Source organism: Photobacterium sp. OFAV2-7 (genome assembly GCF_022347985.1).
Classification (GTDB): Bacteria; Pseudomonadota; Gammaproteobacteria; order Enterobacterales; family Vibrionaceae; genus Photobacterium.
This window is the reverse complement of the sequence record NZ_JAKRFQ010000444.1, coordinates 1-4,131: the sequence shown is the minus strand read 5'-3', so window position 1 is coordinate 4,131 and position 4,131 is coordinate 1. Positions and strand designations below refer to the sequence as shown.

Annotated in this window: 6 protein-coding genes and 1 riboswitch; of the genes, 2 read left to right on the top strand and 4 right to left on the bottom strand. The window is 44.5% G+C overall.

Features of this window, described 5'->3' with window-relative positions; genetic code table 11:
- The 4 genes from MHN01_RS18625 to MHN01_RS18610 all read right to left on the bottom strand — a co-directional run.
- Nucleotides 1-338, bottom strand: a 338-nt coding sequence (locus MHN01_RS18625; protein ID WP_239412719.1) for an HAD family hydrolase, incomplete at its 3' end; no start/stop codon positions are given.
- Between the two features lie 12 nt (nucleotides 339-350).
- Complete coding sequence (thiM, locus tag MHN01_RS18620; protein ID WP_239412718.1) at nucleotides 351-1,169, bottom strand: hydroxyethylthiazole kinase; 819 nt, start codon at nucleotides 1,167-1,169, stop codon at nucleotides 351-353.
- 73 nt (nucleotides 1,170-1,242) lie between these two features.
- Nucleotides 1,243-1,342: riboswitch (TPP riboswitch) on the bottom strand.
- A gap of 20 nt (nucleotides 1,343-1,362) precedes the next feature.
- The gene (locus tag MHN01_RS18615) at nucleotides 1,363-2,139 is read right to left on the bottom strand and encodes a Mut7-C ubiquitin/RNAse domain-containing protein (protein WP_239412717.1); all 777 of its coding nucleotides are present in this window, start codon (nucleotides 2,137-2,139) and stop codon (nucleotides 1,363-1,365) included.
- Between the two features lie 88 nt (nucleotides 2,140-2,227).
- A complete protein-coding gene (locus tag MHN01_RS18610) occupies nucleotides 2,228-2,575 on the bottom strand; it encodes a hypothetical protein (protein ID WP_239412716.1) in 348 nt (115 codons plus the stop codon).
- Nucleotides 2,576-2,764: 189 nt separating this feature from the next.
- Here MHN01_RS18610 and MHN01_RS18605 point away from each other — a divergent pair, with 189 nt between their 5' ends.
- Nucleotides 2,765-3,949, top strand: a complete 1,185-nt coding sequence (locus MHN01_RS18605) for an MFS transporter (protein WP_239412715.1) — start codon at nucleotides 2,765-2,767, stop codon at nucleotides 3,947-3,949.
- A 17-nt stretch (nucleotides 3,950-3,966) separates the two neighbouring features.
- A partial coding sequence (locus tag MHN01_RS18600) for a LysR family transcriptional regulator (RefSeq protein ID WP_239412720.1) occupies nucleotides 3,967-4,131 on the top strand: 165 nt, incomplete at its 3' end.

Genomic DNA, 4,131 nt, shown 5'->3' with positions numbered 1-4,131 from the left:
TATGGTGAATTCGTTGATAACCCAATCTTAAAGCCTTTTTCTTTAAGAGATTCAAGAAGGCTTGTAACCCCATCTAGCTCATCACCTTGCTCTCGCACGAGTACTTCAACTCTATCAACGACGGCAGCTTCTACCTCCTCCAGAGTCTTCCCTTCCCATGGGTTTCGCGAGAACCAAAACTCCGTCACTGCACGAGTTGTCATGGTCGCTGTCTGCTCAGCCAAATTGTCTGTGACTTGCACCCCGACGGATGAAAAAACTTGCCTCTCAGCTTCCTTCCACAAAGGCTCTGATTCGATCAGTAAACCATCCATGTCGAAGATAACCGCATATGTCATGATTTGCTCTCTTTACGATAACTTCAGGCGTTGAATAAGCGTTTCTTCATCCAACTGATACAAGGCATCCAATAGGTTCAGCTGTAAGCTACCGGGCCCTTTCGACTGCTCTGCGGCAATTTCACCGGCTACACCTAAAATCGCCGTAGCCGCCAACCCAGTATCTTCACCAACAGCGGCAAAAGCCCCTACGATGGCTGACAAAGTGCATCCCATTCCCGTTACATAGGGCATCATTGCGTGCCCGTTGCGCAACTGTGTTTGCCCTTTTGAGGTCACAACAAAATCTGTAGAACCCGATATGACAACACTACACTGATAAGCTTCCACTAAGTGTTGAGCGGCGCCAACAGCAGCCTCGCTCTCATCAAGCGCATCAACACCTTTGCTTTGGCCTCCTTCTCCAGCTAAAGCAATAATTTCAGAGGCATTACCACGAATAATCAACTTATTGGCTAGTTGTGCAATTTGACGTGAAGCTTCTGTTCGCAACTTACTCGCGCCACACCCTACCGGATCAAGTACGACACATTTACCACTGATATTTGCCTGTTCTACAGCAAACAGCATGCGAGGTTTCCACTGGCTATCTAAGGTGCCAATGTTAATCACCAAAGCACCTGAAAAAGACATCATTTCTGACATTTCTTCACGTGAGTGTGCCATGATTGGAGACGCGCCAATAGCAAGCAAGGCATTGGCACTATTATTCATCACGACATAGTTTGTGATATTCACCACTAATGGCTTTCGCTGCCTAACTGCATCCAAGGCAGTAACAATAGGTTGGATACGGGTTTCTGTATTTTCAATTGCGGTAGGATTTGGCATTCAAGCTCCTAAAACCGGTGCACAGGAACTTGATCTAGCCAAAAATCTAAGACGAGTGAAGATCACACCTCTCATGACAAGACATATAGTTCCCTACGCCAGTGTTAACTGAATCAGGTTCAACGGGTCTCGCGTGATGCGATCTCAGCCTTCAGGCCCCCCGACTACGCGCTGGATAATAACACAAAAAGCTTCAATTGATAGAGTTATTCACAGTGAGCTCATTGAGCCAACTGACTATTCGTTTATAGTGAGTTCCCTTCCAATATATTTTCTTGCACCCCTGGCATTCAAAAAATTCCGCAAATAGCTCCAATGCATTTTCTGGAACACGTCCATTTAGTTGGATCTTGTCAATGCATTCAAACTCACCATTGCAATAAGAACAGCGGGTAAACGGCTTCAAACTACTTTCCAGTTGAAGATGTTGGAGCACTTCTCTTACTTGCCTATCAACATTATCACTTCTCACCCAATAACCATGAGTAACAGCACTATATTTGAAGATGCCTTTATCTCGAGTAAGAATAATGCGTTTTTCATGAAGAGAAATATCAACGATCTCGCTATCTTCAAATTTGTTGTTATATAAAGTATCAAAGCCCAGCAGCCGTAATTTAAGTGCCAGTTTTCCCAAATTAACGTCAACAACAAACTTAGTATCCCGCAGCGGTTTAGGACGAAGGTGGGTTAAAGGCTGAATATCTAACAATTCAAACACCGGATAGACAGATATTCTCTCACCACCTGTTAACTTGTAGTCAAAGGAAACTGAAACACCATCGACCAATATCAAGTCAATTTCCGTATGCGGTACCCCTATCGCCTCTATGGCATCTTTAACCGATGGCTTACCCGTATAAGCATGTGAAAACAATACCTTGTGTCGCTGCTTTGGCAAGAAGTCATTGAGCTCTTCGTAGAAACGAAAGTAAGACGTTCGAGATATTGGTGCGTGCTGATCATCCATAGAGTAGAACACAATTACAGTCATTCAGACTATTCAATCGTAGGCTAGCCTAAGACGATGAGCAAGAAAGCTTCGATGGCGGAAAAAGCTAAAACAAATAAACGACAAGACAGCCCGCAAGAGACGGCAACCCTGATATAAACATCTTCAAACCAAAGTGATAGTTTTGCCTGTACTGCTTAAGCTTGTCTGCTTTAGCATCATAACCAGACACCATAGACTGAGTTTTATTTTCAGCTCTACCGAGATCATAATTTTTGCTTGCCTTGCCACCATCCCACGCTAAGCCAGCCACTCCCCACAATACTATGCAGATATAAAAAAAGTAATCCGTCGGATGATTTATTGAAAACAGTTCAATAAACTGACTTAATAACCAAACACTCAGTGCTGCAATAATATTGGCAACCACCACAAACTTAATCAGCCTTAGCATTGGCAATCAAACCTCATTGAACACATACCCATAAGTTACTTAAGTCAATTATATCCAGGTTCATCACTTTACTCATAGCAAAAGACCACTTTTCCATTCAGGAAAATACAGTTGTCCCACAGGCAAATCGCAATTCGACACTCGTCACACTAGGATATCGATACCTTGATAACGCGATAGAAAAAACACATGAAAAGAATTTTGTTTTGTTGCTTCTCTCTGGTGCTGATGTATCCATTAGGGATTGATCTTTATTTAGTCGGTCTGCCGCAAATTGCGACCAGCTTACAAGCTACTGAAGCAGATCTTCATGCCGCCTTCTCCATATACCTTATTGGAATGGCATCGACCATGATCTTTGGCGGACTGCTTGCGGACAAATGTGGCCGAAAACCAGTCGCTATCTTGAGCGCTATCATTTTCACCATAGCCTCCTGGTGGACAATGCAGGCAACAAACCCACTTCAGTTCTTCATCGGACGTTTTGGTCAGGGAATAGGCTCGGGGTTTGCCTACGTGGTTGCCTTTGCCATTCTTCGTGATGTTCTGGACGATGACAAACGCGCTAAAGTGCTGTCTATGATAAATGGCATTACTTGCATTATCCCGGTGCTTGCGCCTGTTATCGGCCACCTTATTCTGCTTGTTTCACCTTGGCCGATTTTGTTTATGGTGATGATGATTACTGCTGTCCTTATTGGCCTGGCATGCTGCTTCGCCCTTACAGAAACCCGCTCGGTCAGCCACCATGAATCAGATTCTGTACCATGGCAAAAGTTCCTGTCTCGCTTTTTCCTGAGCCGACTGTTTATCCTGAGCTTGAGCGTGTCGGCCATCCTGACATATGTGAATACCTCGCCTATGCTGATGATGGACATCATGGGTTTCTCAACCGGACAATACTCTATGGCTATGGCACTACTGGCTGTGGTGAGTATGACAACCGCATTCCTGACGCCCAAAATGCTTATATTGTTAGGGCAACATCGCGTAATGGTTGCTTCTCAGTGTTTATTCCTTCTATCAGGCATACAGCTGATCATTGCCGAAATAACCAGCAACCCTTTACTGTTTTTAACTGGTTTTGCTTTTATCTGTTCCGGGTTCTCGCTAGGTTTTGGAACAACCACCAGCCAGGCGTTAAAACCGTTCGATACTCATGCTGGTTTAGCCAGTTCTGTGTTGGGGATTAGCCAAATCACCGTCTCGGCCTTCTATATCTGGTTTATGGGCTGGCTTGGTGTAAATGCATTGAATATGCTGACTATTTTGCTATTTGTAGCCAGCCTAGGTAACCTTGCAGCGCTGCTCACCTCACGTTCACCGAAAACAGCAGTAGTCACTCAGGCTGTCACTTCTGACAACGTGGCTTAATTCAGGAATTATTATCAATGAGCAAACCTCTTCACCGACTCGATCTCAATTTATTGATCACGATGCAGGTACTGTTGCAAGAACGCAGTGTGACCAAAACAGCCAAAAAGCTCAATGTCACGCCTTCGGCTGTGAGCAAGGCTCTTGGAAAACTACGGGATTGGTTCGGTGATCCTCTGTTC